The following is a 19,364-nucleotide window of genomic DNA, read 5'->3' as shown; positions in this document are numbered from 1 at the left end:
CTTGATTCTAAGTTATCCGCGACAGGCGTCAAATATTGTCGAGCGGGAAGACCGGGCGGCGGATTTTGCTGTAGGGCAGTCGCGAAGGCGCCTGCGTCGCGAGGCCGGGCGCGTCGACGTCGATAAAGGTCCGCGCCGCGCCGGCGAAGCCCGCGCGATGCTGCATCTCGGCCTTGCAGACCAGCATTTTGCGCGCCGTAGGCTCGATCCCCAGACTCCTGAAGTGATTCGGCTCGAACACCAGCACCGGGCGCGAGGTCAGAATCACCTCGACGCCGCCGCAATCGATCACCGCCGTCGGTCCGCGATGAACCGTGCCGGCATTGAACTGGGTGCTGGCGGTGAAGACGCCATCGTGGAGGGTGCGCACGCGCCCGGTGATCTGCACCGGCGCGCCGTGAAACTGATCAACCTTGCCGCCGACAGAGAGCGTTATATTCTTGCCGACGCCAGCCGCGGTCGCCGCCCGCACCGCCGCAGGATCGGCGAGATTGCCGATCACGGCGCCGCGTGCGTTTTGCTTGAGCAGTTCGGCGAGGATCGCCGTGCCGTCGCCCGGAGTTCCCGCGCCGCCACTGTCGGCGAGGTCGCCGAGAATGACCGGATTTTCATCGGTCGCGATCGCTTCGCTGACGGCGTCCGCCACCCCAACCATATCGGTGTGAAAGGCGCCGCGAGCGTTGAAGCAGGCCTGGCTCAGCTCTTCGGCGATCTCGCGCGCGAGCGCCGGTTCGCGATCGCAGGTCACGACCACGCTGATTCCGGTTTCGCGCCGTTCGGAGACGAAGAAGCCGCAGAGGAGCGATATGTCGAGCACTTGCGGGTCGCTCGCCTGACGGTTGCGCGCCAGGCGCATCAGATGCTCCATCGGCCAGCCCGGGGCGATGTAGAGCTTCTGCAGCGCCGGCGCCATCGCGGGCTGCGCCCACGCACTCGCCGGTGACAGCGAGCGGTCGAACATCCCGGCCATCACGCGGGCCGCGAGCCGTCCGGTCGCGGCGAAGTCGTAGTGCGGGTTGGTCTTTACGCCGATCAGCATGCTCGCCTGCGCGGCCATTTTCGGCGTGACGTTGGCGTGACCGTCGAGCGAAACAATGATTGGCGTCTGCGCGCCAAGCGCGCCGCGCACCGTTTCCAGCAGGTCCCCCTCGCAATCCTCGAGACTGTCGCTCGCGGCCGTGCCGTGCATCTGGAGAAAGACGCCGTCGAACCGCCCGGCCGCGCGAATCGACTTGACGAACTCCTCGCGCGTCCAGGCGTAGGCTTCGTCGGTGATCTTTCCGGCGATCCCCGGAAAGACAAACGGCAGCGGGATGACCTCCCAGTTCTGCTGGCGCGCGGTCTGCGCAAAACCGCCGAACGCGCTCTCACCGCGCGCGAGCTTGAGCACCGCGTCTTCGCGCATCATCGCGCGTTGGAAACGCTCGAGCCCCATGCGCTGCGTGGCAAACGTATTTACTGCGGCCAGAAATCCGCCGATCGCGACTCGCATCGTGATAGCCCTCCAGGGTCGAGATCAAATCCGAGGCCAAGTTCGAGGCGATGATCCGCCAGATGCCTCCGCGATCGCAATAGAAGCAACCATGACTGCGGGATAGAGCGCGGCTCGCCTGATGTGCTAATCGAAAGGCCGGCGCGCGGGGACATGCGCTTACCGCGGAAAGAGGAGTGTCAAAATGGAAAAGACTTACGTCAAACGCAGTATCACGGCCGAGCTTGCCGCTCGCATGGTCGAGGCGGCCGCAGCCAAGGCCAAGGCGATCGGCGTTCCACAGATCGTCGCGATTCTCGACGAAAGCGGTCTGCTCAAAGCCTTCCATAGAATGGACGGCGCACCATTGATTAGTATCGAGGTCGCGCAAAACAAGGCCTATACCGCGTTGCTGGGTGCGCCCTCGCAGGACTTCTTCAATCGGATCAAGGACAACCCGTCGCTGCTGGCCGGCGTGCCGCACATTCCGCGCATCGTGACTTTCGGCGGCGGCTTGCCGATCCGGATCGATGATGTCGTCGTGGGCGGAATCGGCGTCAGTGGCGGCAGCGTCGATCAGGATATCGAGTGCGCGCAGGCCGCGCTTGACGCCATAGCAAAAGCCTAGCGTGCGGCGACTTTCGATAATACCGGCGCGTCTTCTTAACCGCTCCGTTGGCGCGTTTTCCAGTTGCGTACCCTTGACCGCAAAGCTGTGTAAGGCGAAGCTGGCCGATATCATTGGTCGAGGTGAGTTATGATCGACGTCTATTACTGGCCAACTCCGAACGGACATAAAATTACAATTTTTCTCGAAGAGATCGGCCTCGAATACAAGATCGTCCCAATCAACATTCGCAAGGGCGAACAGTTCGAGCCGAGCTTTCTCGCGATCAGCCCGAACAACCGGATGCCGGCGATCGTTGATCACGACGGGCCCGGCAAGAAGCCGCTGGCGCTGTTCGAGTCTGGCGCGATCCTGCTTTATCTGGCCGAGAAGACCGGCAAGCTGATGCCCACCGAGATGCGCGCGCGGTACAACGTCGTGCAGTGGCTGATGTTCCAGATGGCGGGGATCGGCCCGATGATGGGGCAGGCGGGCCATTTCAAAAACGCAGCGCCCGAGAAGATCCCGTACGCGATCGAACGCTATACCAACGAGTCACGCCGGCTATTCGGCGTGATGGACAAGCAGCTCGCCGCCAACGAATATCTCGCCGGCGACTACTCAATCGCCGACATCGCGAACTATCCGTGGGTGCGGATCGCAGAGCGCGAGCCGGAACAACTCGAGCCGCTGCCTCATCTGCGGCGCTGGCTCGCCGCGCTCGGCGGGCGGCCCGCGGTCAAGCGCGGCCTCGCCGTGATGGCGGACATCCCGCAGGCGCCTTTGACTGACGAGGAACGCTCGATTCTGTACGGCAAGAAGCAGTTCGAGAAACACGCGTAGCCCGCGTCCGTGATGCCGTCCGAGCTGCTGTATCAGCGCGACGAGTATCTGATTGTTGCACTGCAGAGCGGCCATGGTCTGCTGTTTCTGGTCGCCATTCTAACGATGGGGCTGGTCGGCTATGGCTACGGCTTCGCCGGCCGTCGAGACCTCCGCGCCATCACGATCACGGTGACGGTGATTTCCCTGGTGATTCTCGTGATTATCGATCTCGACCGCCCGACACGCGGTCTGATCACGGTGAGCGATCAGAACCTGCTCGAGCTGCGCGTCAATCCCGCCTGGCTTGGGCCACCCAGCGCGAGCTCGCCGATCGTACCCACCGCTACTTCTTCGGGTCGCTGATGAAAAATTCGCCGGCGGCTAAACCCTCGAGCGCCAGTCCCAGACCGAGGTTGTCGATCATCGCGCGTTTGAGTTCGCGGGTGAGCAACTGGCGGGCGTAGCGCACGGTCAGCGGCGGCTTCGCGATGATCTGGCGGGCCAGCTCCCAGGCGCGCGGTAGCAGTTGCTCGCGCGGCAGCACCTCGCCGACCATGCCCAAAGTTTTGGCCTCGCGCGCGGGAATCTTCTCGCCCGTCAACAGGAAATAGCGGCCGCGATTGAAGCCCAACAAGAGCGGAAAGATCACGTGGACGCCGTCGCCCGGCACCAGTCCGCTGGTGAAGTGCGGCAAATCCTGAAACACCGCAGTCTCTGCGGCCAGCACGATGTCACACATCAGCGCGAGTTCCGCATGGATTAGCGCCGGACCATTGACCGCGGCGATCATCGGGACCTCGATGTCGAGGTGGTTCATGATCAGGTACTTGGCGTCGGTGATGACCTGGTCCCAGGACGCCGCGGGAATCTTGTTGGCGTCGCCGAATTCGTGATCAGCGATAAAGTCGTCGCCCGCGCCGGTGAGGATCACCGCACGATTCTCGCGATCGCGCGCGACTTCGCCGAGTGCGTGCGCAGTGTCGCTGTGCGCCGCGAAATCCCAAATCACCGAGCCGCCATTACGATGCAGCGTAAATTGCAGGATGCCGTCGCGGCGCTCCATCCGGATGTGCTCGAACTTGTTCGCGTAATCGTCGAATTTGCTCATATGAATTTCTCGCGACGCTGGCCGCTTGCGCGGCGGCTATTTCTTGAGGTTAGGCGCGGGCCAGTAATCCGCCGAGCCTAGACCCTCGAGCGCCAGTCCCAGCTCGAGATTGTCGATCATCAGGCGTTTCAGTTGCCGGCTCAGCAAAGCGCGCGCGTAGCGTAGCGTGAGGGGCGGCTTGCTGGCGATTTTGCGCGCGAGTTCCCACGCGCGCGGCAATAATTGATCGCGTGGCAGCACTTCGGCGACGAGCCCGATCTCGCGCGCCTCGAGCGCCGGGATTTTCTGACCGGTCAACAGAAAATAGCGTCCGCGATTAAGCCCGAGCAGCAGCGGATAGACCGCGTGGACGCCGTCGCCCGGCACGAGGCCCATGGGAAAATGGGGCAAGTCCTGAAACTCGGCGTTCTCCGACGCCAGCACGATGTCGCACAGCAGCGCCAGCTCGGAATGAATCAGCGCCGGGCCGTTTACCGCGGCGATCATCGGCACGGCGATATTGAGATGATTCATGATCAGGTAGTAGGCGTCCGAGAGGGTATGGTCCATCGAGAGCGGCCGCACCTTGGTCGGGCCGGCCTTGGCGCTCGCTTTGCCCCAGATGATGTCGGCGCAAAAGTTGTCGCCGCTGCCGGTGACGATCACCACGCGGTTCTCACGATCGCGCGCGACTTCACCGAAGGCATACGACAGCTCTTCATGCGGACGCCCGCCCCATAGCAGCTCGCCGCCCTTACTATGCAGGGTCATCTGCAGGATACCGTCGTCGCGCTCCATCTTGATGAATTCGTATTTGCCGGCGTAATCCTCGAACTTGCTCATCGCCGTCCTCTCGCCGCTCAGCCCTTCGGCAGGCCGAGCACGCGCTCACCGATAATGTTGTGCTGGATTTCGTTCGAGCCGGCTGCGATCGTCCCGCGCCGCGCCGCCAGCATCCGATGCGACCACTTGCCGCGATCGACTGCGCCTTCCGCGCGATACTCGAACTGGCTGTAAGGTCCCAGCAGTTCCATCGCGAACGCCTGCATCCGCAGGTTGAGCTCGCTAATCCCGAGCTTCATTACCGAACCCTCGGGACCCGGCGGCAGGCCGCGAATTTGCCGCGTGAGCTGGCGATAGCTGGTATATTTGAGCCCCTCGGCCTCGGTGGCGAAGCGCGCGATCCGCTGACGGACGTATTCGTCCTCCCACGCCGGGCGGCCATTGCGCTGCATCGTGCGGGCGAGATCGGCGAGCTGCCGCACTTCGACCATCATGTCGGTGCGGCCGCCGTGGATCGTGCGCTCGAACATCATGTTGGTCATCGCGACCATCCAACCCTGATTTTTCTGCCCCACCAGGTTCCCCTTGGGCACATGCACATCCTCATAGAAAACCTGGTTGAAGCCGTGCTCGCCGGTGATCTGAATCAGCGGGCGCACCGTGATCCCGGGGCTCTTCATATCCACCAGCAGGTAGCTGAGTCCCTTGTGCTTGGGCAGCGTCGGATCGGTGCGGCAGAGCAGCGTCGAGAAATCTGCGTGATGGGCGTTCGAGGTCCAGACCTTCGCGCCGTTGACCACGAAGTGATCACCCTCATCAACGGCGCGGGTCTCGACCGCGGCGAGGTCGGAGCCGTGATTCGGCTCGGAAAGTCCCTGGCACCAAATCTCCTCGGCGCAGGGAATGCGCGGGATGTAGCGTTGCTTCTGCTCGGGCGTGCCCCACTGCATCAGGGTGGGACCGACCCGCGCGATGCCCTGAAAATTGACGACCGGCGGGGCCTTGGCGCGATCGAGCTCCTGGTTGTAGATGATCTGCTGCAGGAAGGTTGCGCCGCGGCCGCCATATTCCTTCGGCCAATGGATACACATCCAGCCGGCGTCGTAGAGTTTCCGATGCCACGCGCGGCGCCGCTCAAATTCGGTCTTGGTTTCCGGGTCGCTCAGTTCGCCGTCGTCGCGCCAGTCGCGCGGCACGTTGTGCTCGAGCCAGTTGCGGAGTTCCAGGCGAAAGGCCTCGTCAGCTTCGCTGAATTTGAAATCCATTTTCTCACCGCTTTTTTCACCGCTAGGAGGTTCGCGCTCCGTTGTCGCGCTCTTGCAGGATCAGGCGCCGAATTACCCTCCTGCGCGTCCTCGGGCCGCGCGCCGCGACTCCGGTAACGCGTTGCTTTCAATGACGCAGCGCTCTCAATTTCTCGGGCTATTCAGACAGAAAAAGCACTTGTTGTAAAAGGCAATCGAGAGGAGAATTGCCGCATCAAACCGACCGGGGGGGTCAAAGCGCTGGAACAGTTTGTTCAGGCGCAGTTGGGGATTTAGCTCGACGGTCTGGAACGGAATTGAAACCTATGGAAACCTCGCTCACGCAATGAATTCGGCGACCCCTCAAAGTAAAACCGCGGCATTATCTTCGGGCGACTTGTGAGTGGGATACTTAAGCGATGGAGAAGCCATGTAGCATCCGCGCTCGCGGCAGAAACCTTCCAGTTGGAGATGACTAGCGCCGATTTCGACTGGGAGTATCGGAAGCGACTAGGAGAGAATGTACAGCGACTTGAGAAGGCAACTAGAAGCACGCTTTCTTTAGCAGGGCTGTTTGCGATTAATTTGTTTTTGTCGGCATTCTATTTATTTTTGTTCACCGGAATAATTATTTTTTTCGTATACGGGCCAATCATAGGTCTTCTCGAAATCAAAGCCGAATGGATGGCTCCTGTCTTCCATTACGAGGCAGCGGGTCCAGTTCGCGCCGGTCCATGGTTCACAATCGAGGACAAACTGTTCTTGGCTATAATGGCCGTGGCGATTGCTAGTTGGCTTTCTTATCTCGCTTGGGCAATTCTAAAAATCATCTTCACCCATCAAATAAAAGGCAGACTGCTTGTGTTCTTCAATGGATTTTCAAGGATCTGGGATCTTCGAACGAAACGACAATCCGTAACAAACCAGCGAGCGATTTAAAAAAATCCGCAGGAACTGCGTTGTGATGTCTTTCTCGACTTGTGCGGCGCAGGTGGACCGGGGATGGCAACGATCGGAGCGGGCTCCAACACCCTACTTTCGACCTATGATCTGTTTGCCAACAACGTCATCTCCTTCGCACCATTTCTTAGCGACCGGCGCGGAAAATATCACCAAACCCCTGAGTCAGCCGCTCCGACGTTCACCTAGCCTGAACGTCGCAGCGGCTGTTTACGATAAAAGCACGGTTGGGTAATCGAACCGTCGTCTGCTTTCCCCCGGGTTTCCAGGGCGCGCTTGGCTATGGTGCCGCCTTCAGACGCCGCCGAACCACTCGTAACCCTGATCTTCCCAGTAGCCGCCTACCTTGTGCGGAAGGAAATTAACTTCGGTCAAGTACTTGACCATCTTGTAGCCGAGCTTGACTGCCGAATATAGCCGCAGTGGCGCGCCATGATCAGGACCGAGCGTGTGACCGTTCATCCCGTAGGCCAGCAGGGTCTGCGGATGCATCGCGCTGGCGAGATCCCATCCCGAATAGTAGTTCTTGTCGAAGGAGCGGAACTCGACATAGCGCACTCGCGGATCGACTTCCGCGAGCCGCGCAATCTCGTTCAATCGCACGCCACGCCACGCGGCTACCGCTGACCAACCTTCGACGCAGTGATGCCGCACGCGCATCGCGGTCGGCGGCAGCGCCTGCAACTGGGCGAGTGTCAGGATCATCGGATTCTGCACAAGGCCGCCGATTTTGAGCGTCCAGTTCGCGGGCGCGATCGGCGTCGTGGACGAGATGAAATATTTCGGGAAATCCTCTTCGTCGGTCTCGTCGTCCTCGGGCAGCTCCGGCGCCAGGCGCGTCGGCGAGAACATCCAGCCCTCGGCCTTTTCGTTCCATCCCCGCATCAGCTCGAGAAACGCGTTAGCCGGCCGGCTTTCGCATCCGGCCAGCAGCGTTAGCGCGGCCGCGCCCGCGAGGAACTTGCGGCGCGCAATCAGGCTAGCCACGTTCGCCTCCCGTGAACATCTTGACGATCTCACGCGGATGGCTCGCGACCAGGATCAGATGGGTCACGACAAACAGGGCAAACAAACAGAGACCCGCGAGATGCACGACGCGCGCGCCGTCGTAGCCGCCGAACAACATCGTCAGAAAGTGCAATTGCACCGGCTTGTAGATCGCGAGACCTGAGACGACCATCACGGCCCCGAAGAGAATTACCGACGTATAAGCGAGGCGCTGCAGGCCGTTGTAAAAATCCGGCGGCGGCGGAGTTTTGCGCAATCGTAGATAGTAACCGAATTGCCGGAGCGCATTGACCACATCGCGGCCCGGCAGGAAGAGCCGCCGCCGCCATTCGCCACTCAGAAAAAAGTAGCCGAGGTAAAACAGACCGTTGAGGATGAAAAACCACGCGATCGCGAAATGCCAGTGCCTGCCGCCTCCAAGCCATCGGCCGATGGTCAGCCAGTGTGGCGGCGGCGTGTCCTGAAAGGGATACCACGAATATTCATCGCCCTGCGGGCCCAGCGAGGGATAGGCGGCGAAAATCTGCAGGCCGCTGCCGGCCATCAGGACCAGAAACAGCGCATTGCACCAGTGCGCGACGCGAATCGCGAGCGGCTGCTCACGGCGCGGCGCGCGCACTTTCATCCGGTTGCTCCCGAGGCTCGCGCAAGCGCGGGACGCGCGAAGGGCACGAAAGTCAGCGCCGCCGAGTTCATGCAGTAGCGCAGTCCGGTTGGCGGCGGACCGTCGTCGAAGACGTGGCCCAGATGGCTGTCGCAGCGGCGGCAGAGAACCTCGGTGCGGGCCATCAGGAACGAATGATCGCTCCGCGTGGCGATATTTTCAGGGGCAATCGGCGACCAGAAACTCGGCCAGCCGGTGCCGGAATCAAATTTTGCCGCCGAATTGAAGAGCGCCGTGCGGCAACCGATGCAGCGATAGATACCGGCCTCGTGCCACTCGTCGTATTTGTTGTGGAAGGGCGGCTCGGTCCCCGCCTCACGCGTGATCTCATACTGCTCAGGCGTCAGCCGCTGACGCCATTGCGCGTCGCTCAAGACGAATTTGTCCAGTGACACCTGCCCGCGGTTCTCGCCGGCGTCAGAAAAATCGATCAGCTTGACTTTCGCGAGGTCGGCGGCGACGGCCGCGCGCGTCCAGCCACCTAGGATAAGCTCGAGACCAAATGCGGCCGACAGCCCCGCCGCAGCTTTGAGCACCTCGCGGCGCGTCCGCCGCGAGCTCCCATCATTCGATCTAATGGCATTGCCCATAGCCTCTTCCGTTGGGGTCAAGCGAACTCCTCCGATGAGACGGCGCGCTAGGCTCGACTATTCGACGCGGCCGGGCCGCATCAGCCTCCCAAAGGGGAAAGCTGGAACGCCATACAGTGTCGACATGGATTACTCTTTATGAATGTTTGTCAAAGTAAGTTTGAACGATCAGTCCATATCACCCTAGCTGCTTCTCGCGCCCGATGGCAAGCGGACCGTCCGATGGCGCTGTCCTCGCCAGTGGTGCGGCTGCCTCAAGACAGGTCGGGCGATGTGGTATTTCACTCCGGCTCGTCCGTCGAGGCCCGGTCACGAGCTGATTTCGTCAGTGCGCGCGCGAGCGCTGTCGGCAGGTAAGTTCGGCAGAGCCGCAGCAGATTTTTCAGGCGCTGCGGATTTTCGCGGAGCGCATTGCGAAAGGCGTAGCGCGCCTCGGCTGCGCGCCCTTCAGCCAGCGCGATGAGACCAGCGCGCGCCCAGAGGCTCACCCGTGCGTCGCGCCGCGCCCGGATCAGTGGCTCCCCGGCGACGCCGTAACGCTCACGCACGAGGCGCGTGAAGATCGCGAAGCCGGGCCGGTAGCGTTCGAGTCGAGTGATTAGCGGGGCGACCCGATAGTTGACCAAGCGCGCGGGCAGGTAGGCGAAGGGTCCCTGCTCTCGGAGGAGCAGCCAGAACCAGGCGTCTTCGAACCCCGAAGCGCCGTGAAACTCCTCCGAAAAGCCGCCGGCGCGCTCCCAGGTGTCGCGCCGAATTACCGCCGAACTCGGCAGAATCTGGAAGCGCCCGGCCATCATTTCCTCACGCGAAGGCGCGTGCGCGAGCTGCGGCGGCATGAAGGGGCCGTGCGCGATCGTCCCGCTCAGGTCGAAGCAAATCGCGTCCGAGAACAACATCACGGCGTCGGGATAGAGGGGGAGAGCCCGCGCGATTTCCTCGAGCTTGTCTGCCGTCCAGGTATCGTCGGCGTCGAGCAGGGCGAGCCATCGCGCGCGCGCCAAGCTTGCGCCCGCATTGCGCGCCGCCGAGAGGCCGCGATTCGCCTGGCTGACGATTCTAATCTGTGCCGCATAACGCTCGAGCACCTCGCGCGTCGAGTCGGTTGAGCCGTCGTCGACGACGATGATCTCGAAGTCACTGGAGGTTTGTGCCAGTACGCACTCGACGGTGCGTGCGATGGTGGCGGCCGCGTTGAACGCGGGTATGATGACGGAAAATTGCGGCATCGGTAGGGAGAAATAATAGCAAGCCACGGACGATTTCGACGAAGCCGCGGGCCGCGAGTGGGAACTGTTCAGCGCGTGAGCAAAGAGAGAAGTTTGCGATTACCGGATTTTATTGCGATCGGTCCGGTGCGCACCGGCACGACCTGGCTCGATGGCTTGTTCCGCGGGCGCGTTGGGCTGCCGGCGCGAATCAAGGAGACGCAATTCTTCGGCTGGCGCTATGCGTTGGGAATCGAGTGGTACGCGCGTCATTTTCGCGATTGCAGTCAGCCGGTCGCGGGTGAATTTGCACCGACCTATTTCTACGATGACGGCGCCCGCACACACATCGCCGAGCATATCCCGCGATGCAAAATCATCTGCACGCTGCGCGAGCCGGTGGAGCGGATTTATTCGCACTATAAGCTGTGGCGCAAGCTCGAGATCGTCAAGGGCGCCTTTGCCGCTGAACTGGAAGGCAATTCCGCGCTCGCCGCGCGCATCAACTACGCGCCGCACGTCCGCGCATGGCAGGAGCGGTTCGGTCGCGAGAACGTACTGATCCTGATCTACGAGGAGAGCCGCCGCGATCGGCAGGGCTACATCGATCGCATCTGCGAGTTTATCGGCGTACCGCCATTGAATCTGGATACGATCCCCGCCGATCGGCGGATGGTCGCGCACTTCGAGCGCGCCCCCCGCTATCGCCATCTGGCGCGGCGCGCGCGCCAACTCAAGGATGCGCTGGAGGTGCGCGGCTGGCTGCGGACGCTGAATCGAATCGAGCCGCTGCTCGAAGCCTGCATGGACGGCGGCGCGGAGTTTCCGCCGCTCGACGCGGAGTTGGCGAGGCGCCTGCGCGAGCGTTGCGCATCGGACATTGAGGAGCTGGAAACTTTGCTCGGCCGCGATCTCTCGATCTGGAAGGCGCAATAAACGGCAGTAGCGTCTATCCGCGCGAACCGATCGACGATCGCGATTCACCCGGCTGCGGCGAGCATCGCGGCCAGATCGTAATCCGGCAGCGCGCCGATACGCTCGAGCGTGAGGTCGGGAAGCGGGTACTTCGAGACTTCCTTCTGGTCGAGGGCGTAATGGCCCTGACGGGGAAACACGGTCGTCAAACTAGTCCCCCAAACGCGCTTGACCGCCGCGAGAATACGCACCTTGTCGTCGATCAGCACGTAATGATCGGCTGGACAACGCGCGGCGATGTCGTCCAGTTCAAGTTCCTTGTGAATGTAGATCAGGACCTCGCCGCCGACGGCTTCGCCGACGCCGGAGCGATCGATTTTGAGCGGCTGAAAAACCACGTCGCCATCGGTCAGAATCACGCACTTGCCGAACTGACTGCAATGGTCGATGGCGTCGATCGCATTCGGGAAGAGCCGCGTCGCAAAAGGATAATGCATCAGGAAACGCGAGACCGCGAGAATGTTCGAGTCCCGCGGATGCTCGACGCGGTAACGCTGCAACGCGCCGAGATAATCAGCATAGCCGAGCTGGCCGCGCAGCTCCTCGAAAATCTCCCAGTAGCGCTGCTGCCGCTCGGGACCGATTTCGCGCTCGAGATGGCGCATCAGGTCGGCGACGACGCGATCGTTGTCGAGCAGGGTGTTATCAACGTCGAACAGAAAGACCACTTTGTCGGCCGCCATTAGCTTTCCCCATCCGCACATGCGATGGGGTTGATTATCAGGATAAGCGGCACGCCAGACAAACCGTAACGACCGCTTCAGAATGCGAGTGCTGACGAAATCGACCGTCAGGCTTGGCGGCAACGCCCGTGACGCGGTAAGAGTGATGAGGCGGGCAGAGCTGCGCTCGACCCGGCGGAGGATTTCATGGCCGAGGCTCAATACACGGAACGTTTGCTCTCAGCCGACTCCCATATCATGGAGCCGCGCGATCTGTGGGAGACGCGGATGGACGCCAAGTGGCGCGACAAAGCCCCGCGCATCCGCGCGCTCGACGAGTCCGGCGACTACATCGTCATCGAGGGCCTCCGGCCGCGGCCGTTGGCTTTCGAGGGGCCGATGGCGGACCTGAAGGCGCAGGGGATCGAAATCCCGGTGCCCAAGGGCTATCGCTACGAGCAAAATCGCGAAGGCTCGTGGGAGCCGAACGCCCGCCTCAAGGATCAGGATCTCGATGGCGTCTCCGGCGAGGTGATCTATCCCGGCGTCGGCCTGCACATCATTCGCTCGCCTGACGCCGAATACATCTATGCGTCGTGCCGCGCTTACAACGACTGGCTCGCCGAGTATTGCGCGGTCCATCCGAATCGGTTGAAGGGCGCGGCGATGCTGCCCAATCGCGGTCCGGTCGAATGGGCAGTGAAGGAAGCGCAGCGCGCGGCGAAACTCGGTTTGGTGACGATCATGCTGCCGGCCTGGGTCGATGATCGCGCTTACAACCTGCCCGAGTGGGACGAACTCTGGGCAGCGTTGCAGGATTTGAACATGATCGCCGGACTCCATCTCAGCGGGCGCGAGCCTTACGGAATCGCGCACGGTCCCGGCGCGGGCGGAATCAACGTCGGCGTCGTGAAATTCGGGATGTCAGACACAATCATGCGGCTCATCTGGGGCGGCGCGCCGATGCGCTTCCCGAGGTTGAAATGGTCGATGGTCGAAGGCGGCATCGGCTGGATCGCCTCAGTGCTGAGTTTCATGGACCACTGGTGGGATGACCACAAGGGCTGGATGCAGCCGAAGCTGGTCGAGACTCCGAGCTACTATTTTCATCGGCAATTTTTCGCCACCTTCGAGGATGATCGCGCGGGCGTGCTGACACGTGAAATGATTGGCGTCGACAATCTTATGTGGGGTTCCGACTATCCGCATACCGAAGGCGTCTGGCCCTTTTCGCGCAGGAAGGTCGCGTCGAACTTCGCCGATATTCCTGCGGCGGATACGCGCAAGATGGTGCATGACAACGTCGGCCGGGTCTTCGGGTTCCCGATGAATTAGGAGCGTCGCCTACGGAATCACTCAAGAACAAAGTTGCGATCGTCGGCGTCGGCGACACCGCCGTCGGCGTCGTGCGCGGGATGAGCGCGACGCAGCTTTACGTGCAGGCGGCGCGCCGCGCGCTCGATGACGCCGGCCTGACCAAGGACGACATCGACGGCCTGATCACCTGCGTCTCCTTCGTCGAGCCCTTCCTCTACCACGCCGAGATGATCGCCGAGTACATGCAGATTTTCCCGCGCTATTGCATCACCGCGCCCTCCGGCGGAGGCACGACGCTGGCGATTATGCATCACGCCGCCTCGGCGATTCTGACCGGCATGTGCAAGACGGTGCTGATCACGATGGCCGACAGCCAGGTCACCGGGCTCTCGCGCGCGAAGGCGATCGAGGCGATGGCCGGCGCCGGTCATCCGCAATTCGAGCGTCCTTATGGCGCGCCGATTCCGGCCTTTTATGCGCTCGTCGCGCGGGCTCATCAGCACGCCTACGGCACGACTGACGAGCAGCGCGCGGCCGTCGCGGTCGTGTGCCGCAAGCACGCCTCGATGAATCCGGCGGCGCAGATGCGTGATCCGATCACGATCGATGATGTCCTGAATTCGCGGCTGATCGCCGACCCGCTCCACCTGCTGGACTGCTCGCTGGTGAGCGATGGCGGCGGCGCGATTATCATGACCTCGGCGGAGCGCGCGCGCGATTTCAAGCAAAAGCCGGTTTACCTGCTCGGCATCGGCGAGGGCCACTCGCACGAACATATCAGCCAAGCCCACAGCTTCGTCGCGTCGGCCGCCAAGGAGGCCGGCGAGCGCGCCTACGCGATGGCGGGACTGCAGCCGAAGGATATCGACGTCGCGGAGCTCTATGACTGCTTCACGCCGGTCGTGATTATCGAACTCGAGGATCTCGGTTTCTGCCCGAAAGGCGAGGGCGGTCGCTTCGTCGAAGGGGGCCGTATCGAGTTGGGCGGCGAGCTGCCGGTCAACACGCATGGCGGGCTGCTTTCGCATTGCCATCCGGGCCATCCGGGGTCGATCTTCTCGGTGACCGAGGCGGTTCGCCAGTTGCGCGGTGAATGCGGTCCGCGCCAGGTTGCCAACGCGAAAATTGCGCTGGTGCACGCCCAGGGCGGTATCCTCTCGACGCATTGCACGGGAATCTTCGGAGCGGAGCAAATCTGATGGCGGCGCAGGCATCCAAGGCGCGGGTCCCCAAACCACTTCCGGTCGTGACGCTTGAAACCGCACCCTACTGGGAAGGCTGCAAACGACATGAATTGCTGATCCAGAGATGCGCGGCCTGCGGCGTGCATCAATTCTATCCGCGCCTCTACTGCGCGAAATGCTCCAGCGATCGGGTTGAATGGGTGCGCGCTTCGGGCCGCGCGAAAGTGACGACCTTCACGATCGTCCGCCGGCCGGTCTCTCCGGCCTTCGCCGACGACGTGCCCTATGTCGTCGCGCTGGTGACCCTCGATGAGGGTCCCACGATGATGACCAATATCGTCGGCTGCCCGCCCGAGCAGGTCACGATGGGGATGGCCGTCGCGGTGACGTTCGAGGACTGGACCGAAGAAATCTCGATCCCGAAATTCAAACCGCAGTAAGGCGCACGAAGGAAAGAAAGCGCCCGGAGGAATAAGCCATGCCGGACTTTGGTTTAATCGCAATTCCGACGCACTACACGATTCAACCCGCAGAACTCGCGCGCTGGGCGGAGGCGCAGGGCTTCGAATCGCTGTGGTTCGGTGAACACTCGCATATTCCGACCAGCCGCAAGACCCCGTTCCCGTTGGGCGGCGAACTACCGGTCTACTACAAGGAATTCTTCGATCCCTTCATCGGGTTGAGCGCCGCGGCTGCCGTCACGACGAAAATCAAAGTCGGAACATCGGTTTGCCTGGTGCCCGAGCACAACACGATGAATCTGGCGAAGATGGTCGCATGTCTCGACCACGTGTCGAACGGCAGATTGCTCTTCGGGATCGGCGCCGGCTGGAACGCCGAGGAGATGGCGGACCACGGCGCCGAATTCAAAGATCGCTGGAAGATCACGCGCGAGCGGATCCTCGCGATGCGGGAAATCTGGAGCAAGGACGTCGCTGAGTATCACGGCAAGTTCGTCAATTTCGACCCGCTTTGGTGCTGGCCGAAGCCGGTCCAGGCCGGTGGGCCGCCGGTTATCCTCGGCGCGTGGTCGAAGTGGGCGCCCAAGCGCGTCGCCGAATACTGCGACGGCTGGATTCCGTTGGACGTGGGAGCCGATTTGGCCGGCGGCCTCGAAGCGATGCGCACAGAAGCCGCGCGGCTGGGGCGGCCCAAAGAGGCGTTCGATCTCAGCGTGCTTACCGGCTTCGAGATGGCGCCGGCGGGCGGGCTCGAAGGGCGGATTCAGGAACTTCTGAAACTGGGATTCAATCGCGTCGGATTTCTCATACCCGTCGCCAAGCCGGACAAGCAGTGGCCGGTCTTAGAGCGCTATGCCTCGCTGATCCGCAAGTTTGCTTAAAGCTATCGATTCAAGCCGGCGACGCGGGACTCCACGAAATCGATGACCTGCGCTTCGAGGTTGACCCCGTCGAGGCGGTCAACCTCCTGCACGCCGGTCGGGCTCGTGACGTTCACTTCGGTCAGATAGTCGCCGATGATGTCGAGCCCGACGAAGTAGAGCCCGTCGCGTTCCAAGCGCGGACGCAGCATCCGGCAGATTTCGCGATCGCGAGCGGTAATCGGTGCTTTGACGCAGTTGCCGCCGACGTGGATATTGCCACGATGCTCATCGTCGCGTGGCACTCGCAACGTCCCGCCCAGGGGTTGGCCGTCGAGTACGATCAGGCGTTTGTCGCCGTTGCGGACCTCGGGAATATAGCGCTGAGCCATGATCGGACGGGTCTCGAAGCGGGTGACCGCTTCGAGGATCGCGTTGAGGTTGCGATCGCGGGCGTGGGCGTGGAAGACGCCTTCGCCCCCGTGACCGTCGAGCGGCTTGACGATCATCTCACCGCCCTGTTCCTCCATGAAGCGCTTGAGGCGCGGAATTTCGTAGGTGACGAGCGTGGGCGGAATTGCGCCCGGAAAATTCAGCGCGTAGAGCTTCTCGTTGGCTTCGCGCAATCCCGCCGGATGATTGAGCACGAATGTGCGGCGGTTGTCGGCGAGGCTGAGCAACATCGTCGCGAAGAGATAGTTGGCGTCAGCCGGCGGATCCTTGCGCATGAAGATCGCATCAAAATGCTCGAGCGGATATTCCGCGCCATCGTCGAGCAAGCGGTGATATGGAGCCGAGCGCATCACTTCGCAGCGGCGGGCGCGCGCCAAGCCCTGATGGCCGCGGCTGTAGAGATCCTTCAGGCCGAGAAAAAAAATCTCGTGGCCGCGCGCGAGCGCCTCGAGCATGAAGACGAAGGTCGTGTCCTTGTCAGGCAGCACGGTATCGAGCGGATCCATCACGAAGGCAAACTTGTAAGCCACGCTTATCTCCCGGAGCGTTCGTGGATTTCCGCCGCCGCGATACTCAGTGCGACGAGCGCCGCGGTTTCCGCGCGCAGCCGGTTCGGCCCCAGCGACGCCGCGCAATAGCCTGCATCACGCATCAGCGCCAACTCCACCGGATCGAAACCGCCCTCCGCCCCGCATGCGAGCAGTAGCCCGCGCGGCGCCGCCTTGCGGAGGATCGCACTGAGCGGCGGCCCATCGCTTACGCATACCACGGCAAAGGTCTCTTGTGGCACGGCGCGAACGAGTTCTGCAACCGTCATCGGCGGCGCGAGCGCCATCCGCTGCGGCGCCAGCGATTGCTTGGCCGCGGCCGTCGCCAGCCGCCGCCAGCGCTCGACCCGTTGCGCGCCCGGGCCGCGAACCACCGAGCGCGCGCACAGCAGCGTGATCAATTGCGACGCGCCCAGCTCCGCCGCCTTCTCGACGAGGAAGTCCATCCGCGGCCCCTTGATCAACCCGGCTGCAAGGATCAACTCGCCGGTCGTGGGCGCGGCGCGCGGCACCGAATCGGAGAGCGCGATGATCGCCTGATGAGGTTCGAGGCGTTCGATTCGTCCGACGTATTCGATGTTGGTTTCATCGATCAAGGCGATGTCCGCACCCGCATGGAGCCGCATCACGTCGCGCAGATGATGCAACTCGGGACCGGCCAACCGCACGGCGCCCGACGCGATCATGCTGCGGGTGATCGCAAAACGCGGCGGACGGCTCATCCCTGGTAATCCAAGGCGCACCACGCGCCGTCGGCGCGCGTGCGCAGCCGTCTGAGGTCCGTGTTATAGACCTTCATCACGGCGTCAGCTTCGCGCGCGAGGATGCCGGCGAGGATCAGGTGACCGCCCGGCCGGAGCCGCGCTTTGAGCTGCGGCGCCATCTCGATCAGCACCGAGCTCAAGATGTTGGCTGTGATGATGTCGAAGCGTCCACGAATCGAACTCAGAGGCGCGACGCTGAGACGAAGATTCGTCTCGACGTCATTGAGTTTGGCGTTTTCCCGGGCGTTGTCGAGCGCGATGGGATCGAAGTCGATCGCGACCACCTGCTTCGCACCGAGTTTGCTCATCGCGATCGCCAGGATGCCAGAACCCGTGCCGACGTCGAGCGCCCGTTCACAGCGTCCGCCGTCGAAAACCTGCTCCACCAGGGATAGCGTTCCAAAGGTCGACGCGTGATGGCCAGTGCCGAAGGCCTGGCCGGGCCGAATCACAATCGCGATCCGCTCATCGGCGCCGGCGCGGTTCCACGGCGGTACGACGAGCAGGCGCGCGCCCACCGGAAACGGCTCGAAGCGCTTCTGCCACATCGTCGCCCAGCCGGGATCTTCGACGCGCATGACGGCCGGCCTCGAACCCGGCGTCAGCATCCCGGCCTTGCTCAACATCGTCGACAGCCGGCGCAGCGCAGCCGCGTCGAGGCGGGTGAAATAGCCGACGACCCGCACCGATGAGCCGTCGCGACGCCCGCGCGCAAATCCCCGGATTTCACATCCAAGGGCGCCATAGCCCGCGAGGATTCCGGCCGTCTCGTCCTGCAACGCCGCCGGCGTTTCGATCATCAGAGAAATGTAGGCGCGTGGCTTTTGGCGCCGCATGGCGTGTCGATCCGGTGCGACATCAGTTCGAGGAGAGGATAGGCGAACCCACGCCAGCGCGTAAGACCCTGTTGAGATTCCGCGCCCAGTCAGTTGCGAGGCCTTCGGCGCGCGTGGTTGTCTGATGAGCAGAGAACCCAAGATGTTGAACATAGCGCATCGCGGCGCCAGCGCGGATTTCCCCGAAAATACCTTGGCGGCGTTCGCGGGCGCGATCGCGGCGGGCGCCGGCGTGTGCGAACTGGACGTGCATCGCACCGCCGACGGCGAAATTGTCGTAATTCATGATGATACGCTTGATCGCACCAGCGACGGCCGCGGAAAGGTTGCGGAGCTGACGTTCGCCCAGTTAAGAAAATTCAGCGCGGGCGGATGGTTCTCCACGGCCTTTGCGGCTGAACGCATTCCGCTGCTGCGCGAGGTGCTTGAGCTGGTGCACGGGCGCTGCGCGCTGAATATTGAATTGAAGGCGGCGGGCTTAACTAAGCAGGTTTGCACGATGATCCGCGGGGCGCGCGTCGAGGAATCGACTCTGGTCTCGAGCTTCGACGCTAACGCGTTGGCTGAAGTGCGAGCGCTCGCCCCCGAGATTCGTGTCGGTTTGCTGACCAGCAGGATGCCCGCGCGATCGCTCGCGCGCGCGCTTCAGCTCAAGGCGGCGGCGATTAATCCCGCCTTCGAGTTGGCGAGCGCCGATTTCTGTGCCCGCGCGCATCTGCACGGACTCGCGATCTACCCGTGGACAGTGGATGATCCTGACGTGATGAGGAAACTGATCAGCGCCGGCGTCGACGGCATCATGACGAATCATCCCGCGCGCCTGCGCGCCGTGATGCAGTCGTGACGGAGTCGTGATGGAG

At 62.4% G+C, this 19,364-nt stretch carries 22 protein-coding genes; 10 read left to right on the top strand and 12 right to left on the bottom strand.

Annotation, left to right across the window (positions count from 1 at the left end; genetic code table 11):
- Positions 1-28 precede the first annotated feature (28 nt).
- The gene (locus VKS22_09425; protein HLW70828.1) at positions 29-1,492 is read right to left on the bottom strand and encodes a M81 family metallopeptidase; all 1,464 of its coding nucleotides are present in this window, start codon (positions 1,490-1,492) and stop codon (positions 29-31) included.
- A 184-nt stretch (positions 1,493-1,676) separates the two neighbouring features.
- On the opposite strand from VKS22_09425, the gene VKS22_09420 reads away from it, so the two are divergent.
- From VKS22_09420 to VKS22_09410, 3 genes are all read left to right on the top strand, one after another.
- The gene (locus VKS22_09420) at positions 1,677-2,099 is read left to right on the top strand and encodes a heme-binding protein (protein HLW70827.1); all 423 of its coding nucleotides are present in this window, start codon (positions 1,677-1,679) and stop codon (positions 2,097-2,099) included.
- Positions 2,100-2,228: 129 nt separating this feature from the next.
- Complete coding sequence (locus tag VKS22_09415; protein ID HLW70826.1) at positions 2,229-2,921, top strand: glutathione S-transferase N-terminal domain-containing protein; 693 nt, start codon at positions 2,229-2,231, stop codon at positions 2,919-2,921.
- Positions 2,922-2,933: 12 nt separating this feature from the next.
- Positions 2,934-3,266 carry a hypothetical protein gene (locus VKS22_09410; protein ID HLW70825.1) on the top strand — a complete coding sequence of 111 codons (333 nt, stop codon included), beginning with the start codon at positions 2,934-2,936 and terminating at the stop codon, positions 3,264-3,266.
- Here VKS22_09410 and VKS22_09405 read toward each other — a convergent pair.
- From VKS22_09405 to VKS22_09395, 3 genes are read right to left on the bottom strand one after another with little or no spacing between them, the layout of a single operon-like run.
- Positions 3,247-4,011: an enoyl-CoA hydratase/isomerase family protein gene (locus VKS22_09405; protein HLW70824.1), complete on the bottom strand. Its 765-nt coding sequence runs from the start codon at positions 4,009-4,011 to the stop codon at positions 3,247-3,249. The genes VKS22_09410 and VKS22_09405 overlap by 20 nt on opposite strands.
- Before the next feature lie 36 nt (positions 4,012-4,047).
- Positions 4,048-4,833, bottom strand: a complete 786-nt coding sequence (locus tag VKS22_09400) for an enoyl-CoA hydratase/isomerase family protein (GenBank protein HLW70823.1) — start codon at positions 4,831-4,833, stop codon at positions 4,048-4,050.
- A gap of 17 nt (positions 4,834-4,850) precedes the next feature.
- Positions 4,851-6,038 carry an acyl-CoA dehydrogenase family protein gene (locus VKS22_09395; GenBank protein ID HLW70822.1) on the bottom strand — a complete coding sequence of 396 codons (1,188 nt, stop codon included), beginning with the start codon at positions 6,036-6,038 and terminating at the stop codon, positions 4,851-4,853.
- A 444-nt stretch (positions 6,039-6,482) separates the two neighbouring features.
- Here VKS22_09395 and VKS22_09390 point away from each other — a divergent pair, with 444 nt between their 5' ends.
- On the top strand, positions 6,483-6,956 hold the full coding sequence (locus VKS22_09390; protein HLW70821.1) for a hypothetical protein: 474 nt from the start codon (positions 6,483-6,485) through the stop codon (positions 6,954-6,956).
- A 315-nt stretch (positions 6,957-7,271) separates the two neighbouring features.
- On the opposite strand, the gene VKS22_09385 is transcribed toward VKS22_09390, so the two are convergent.
- The 4 genes from VKS22_09385 to VKS22_09370 form a co-directional block, all read right to left on the bottom strand.
- On the bottom strand, positions 7,272-7,964 hold the full coding sequence (locus VKS22_09385) for a molybdopterin-dependent oxidoreductase (protein HLW70820.1): 693 nt from the start codon (positions 7,962-7,964) through the stop codon (positions 7,272-7,274).
- On the bottom strand, positions 7,957-8,610 hold the full coding sequence (locus VKS22_09380) for a cytochrome b/b6 domain-containing protein (GenBank protein HLW70819.1): 654 nt from the start codon (positions 8,608-8,610) through the stop codon (positions 7,957-7,959). Before VKS22_09380 ends, VKS22_09385 begins: the two co-directional genes overlap by 8 nt.
- Complete coding sequence (gene msrB, locus VKS22_09375) at positions 8,607-9,239, bottom strand: peptide-methionine (R)-S-oxide reductase MsrB (protein HLW70818.1); 633 nt, start codon at positions 9,237-9,239, stop codon at positions 8,607-8,609. The genes VKS22_09380 and msrB overlap by 4 nt, the downstream gene beginning before the upstream one ends.
- A gap of 281 nt (positions 9,240-9,520) precedes the next feature.
- A complete protein-coding gene (locus VKS22_09370; protein ID HLW70817.1) occupies positions 9,521-10,465 on the bottom strand; it encodes a glycosyltransferase in 945 nt (314 codons plus the stop codon).
- 93 nt (positions 10,466-10,558) lie between these two features.
- Here VKS22_09370 and VKS22_09365 point away from each other — a divergent pair, with 93 nt between their 5' ends.
- The gene (locus VKS22_09365) at positions 10,559-11,380 is read left to right on the top strand and encodes a sulfotransferase domain-containing protein (GenBank protein HLW70816.1); all 822 of its coding nucleotides are present in this window, start codon (positions 10,559-10,561) and stop codon (positions 11,378-11,380) included.
- 44 nt (positions 11,381-11,424) lie between these two features.
- On the opposite strand, the gene VKS22_09360 is transcribed toward VKS22_09365, so the two are convergent.
- Positions 11,425-12,102 carry an HAD family hydrolase gene (locus VKS22_09360; protein HLW70815.1) on the bottom strand — a complete coding sequence of 226 codons (678 nt, stop codon included), beginning with the start codon at positions 12,100-12,102 and terminating at the stop codon, positions 11,425-11,427.
- Between the two features lie 186 nt (positions 12,103-12,288).
- Here VKS22_09360 and VKS22_09355 point away from each other — a divergent pair, with 186 nt between their 5' ends.
- The 4 genes from VKS22_09355 to VKS22_09340 all read left to right on the top strand — a co-directional run bounded on the left by VKS22_09355 (position 12,289) and on the right by VKS22_09340 (position 15,924).
- Positions 12,289-13,416, top strand: coding sequence for an amidohydrolase family protein (locus tag VKS22_09355; GenBank protein HLW70814.1), 1,128 nt, complete (start codon positions 12,289-12,291; stop codon positions 13,414-13,416).
- Between the two features lie 80 nt (positions 13,417-13,496).
- Entirely contained in the window at positions 13,497-14,597 is a 1,101-nt protein-coding gene (locus VKS22_09350) for a hypothetical protein (GenBank protein HLW70813.1), read from the top strand.
- The gene (locus VKS22_09345; protein HLW70812.1) at positions 14,597-15,022 is read left to right on the top strand and encodes a Zn-ribbon domain-containing OB-fold protein; all 426 of its coding nucleotides are present in this window, start codon (positions 14,597-14,599) and stop codon (positions 15,020-15,022) included. Before VKS22_09350 ends, VKS22_09345 begins: the two co-directional genes overlap by 1 nt.
- A gap of 38 nt (positions 15,023-15,060) precedes the next feature.
- Positions 15,061-15,924: an LLM class F420-dependent oxidoreductase gene (locus VKS22_09340; GenBank protein ID HLW70811.1), complete on the top strand. Its 864-nt coding sequence runs from the start codon at positions 15,061-15,063 to the stop codon at positions 15,922-15,924.
- Positions 15,925-15,926: 2 nt separating this feature from the next.
- On the opposite strand, the gene gshB is transcribed toward VKS22_09340, so the two are convergent.
- Genes gshB through VKS22_09325 form a run of 3 tightly spaced genes read right to left on the bottom strand, consistent with a single transcriptional unit; the run spans position 15,927 to position 18,468 of the window.
- On the bottom strand, positions 15,927-16,886 hold the full coding sequence (gshB, locus tag VKS22_09335) for a glutathione synthase (GenBank protein HLW70810.1): 960 nt from the start codon (positions 16,884-16,886) through the stop codon (positions 15,927-15,929).
- Between the two features lie 2 nt (positions 16,887-16,888).
- Positions 16,889-17,626 carry an RsmE family RNA methyltransferase gene (locus VKS22_09330; protein HLW70809.1) on the bottom strand — a complete coding sequence of 246 codons (738 nt, stop codon included), beginning with the start codon at positions 17,624-17,626 and terminating at the stop codon, positions 16,889-16,891.
- Positions 17,623-18,468 carry a 50S ribosomal protein L11 methyltransferase gene (locus VKS22_09325; protein HLW70808.1) on the bottom strand — a complete coding sequence of 282 codons (846 nt, stop codon included), beginning with the start codon at positions 18,466-18,468 and terminating at the stop codon, positions 17,623-17,625. Before VKS22_09325 ends, VKS22_09330 begins: the two co-directional genes overlap by 4 nt.
- 178 nt (positions 18,469-18,646) lie before the next feature.
- On the opposite strand from VKS22_09325, the gene VKS22_09320 reads away from it, so the two are divergent.
- The gene (locus VKS22_09320) at positions 18,647-19,348 is read left to right on the top strand and encodes a glycerophosphodiester phosphodiesterase family protein (GenBank protein HLW70807.1); all 702 of its coding nucleotides are present in this window, start codon (positions 18,647-18,649) and stop codon (positions 19,346-19,348) included.
- Positions 19,349-19,364 lie beyond the last annotated feature (16 nt).

It is taken from the genome of Candidatus Binataceae bacterium, assembly GCA_035308025.1.
Classification (GTDB): domain Bacteria; phylum Desulfobacterota; class Binatia; order Binatales; family Binataceae; genus JAJPHI01.
The sequence above is the reverse complement of the archived record's forward strand: the minus strand, read 5'-3'. Positions and strand labels throughout refer to the sequence as shown.